This window comes from Neisseria sp. P0008.S010 (assembly GCF_051962715.1).
In the GTDB taxonomy this organism is placed as follows: domain Bacteria; phylum Pseudomonadota; class Gammaproteobacteria; order Burkholderiales; family Neisseriaceae; genus Neisseria; species Neisseria elongata.
In genome coordinates, this window is sequence record NZ_JBQCVA010000107.1 from 1 (window position 1) to 1,281 (window position 1,281).

Here is a 1,281-nt window from a genome sequence, read left to right on the forward strand (position 1 = left end):
GATACCTGATTATGGGGGTGTCTGGGGAGGATTAAGGGGGCATTTGGGTAAAATTAGGAGCAATTAGGGGCGAAAACAGCCGAAAACCTGTGTTTGGGTTTCGGCTGTCGGGGGAAGGGCTTTTTGCAAAGGTCTCAGGTAGGCTATACGTTTTAAAACGGCATAGTCAAATGAACGGCAGCTGCGGAGAAGCAACAGCTGCCGTTTATACTTAACAAGTAAGAAAAATATTAAGTCCTCACATCAAAAATCTAGTAGTCTTATAATTTTCCTACCCAATTACAAATAAAAGTTATCCCAAAATGCTAAGCCAGCGATAGCCTGATGGAGAAAATAATAAATAGAAAAGCAGCGACAAGTTAATCAAGACAGTCAGCCAATAGATTCTGCGAAATTCTGTTTTCTTTGATTTATGCCGCAGCCAAATTTGCGCCAACCATGCACCACTCCACCCGCCAAACAAGCTAAGCAAGTGCAACGTATTTTCAGGAGTACGCCAGCCGCCGTTTTCTGCGGCGTATTTATCTTTGGCATAGGCAGCAAAAGTCATCAGGCTTAATGTAACGTACCACAATGGCAATACAGTCGGAACTTTTCCAATGAACCAAGCAGCCGCCAATAAGATATGGGGAGCGATGGCACAAACAGTAAAAAGTTGGCGATTATGCTCAAATTCGTCTTGCTGCTGTTGCCAATGCTCATGTTTTCGCTGTTGTTTGCGTACAAGCAGCCATTCTTGCACCTGCAAAGCCTGCGTTTTCCCCTGCCTATTTTTGCCTAAAGTAAACACCACCTGCTCATTAATTTCAGGACGCTGCTTCCCTTTATATTGGCTGATATGAAAAAAGATCTCTTCCGATAAATCTTGGCATTTAATGAAGCCGAAACCTTTTTCATCGTGCCAATTCACAATGTGGCCTTTAAATTTTTCAGTCATTTTTTCTTTTGATCATTTGATATTTGGAGGCCGTCTGAAAGCTCTACTCTATACTTTATATCTTTTAAAACCAATAGTCTTTCATCGCTGCCAATAATTTCGGGGTAATTTCATACCCGCAATTTTCCCCGATTACTATCGATGCCGCAATAAGGACACCATGCAGTATACTGTCCGTCGTCTTCCGACAGAAAGTCATCCTTTTTCAGTTCTGTCGAATGAAAGATGGTTAAACAATGAAAACAGCCGCAAAGCTGTGGCCGTATAAGATGTAGAAATCCCTAGCGTTGTTTACAGTATTTCCAGGAGAATACTGTAACATGAACATGCACAAAAACACCCGC

Annotated in this window: 1 protein-coding gene; it reads right to left on the minus strand. The window is 42.1% G+C overall.

The features are described from left to right. Window positions 1-292 precede the first annotated feature (292 nt). On the minus strand, window positions 293-937 hold the full coding sequence (locus tag ACTHSL_RS12640; protein ID WP_440381661.1) for a DUF1294 domain-containing protein: 645 nt from the start codon (window positions 935-937) through the stop codon (window positions 293-295). Window positions 938-1,281 lie beyond the last annotated feature (344 nt).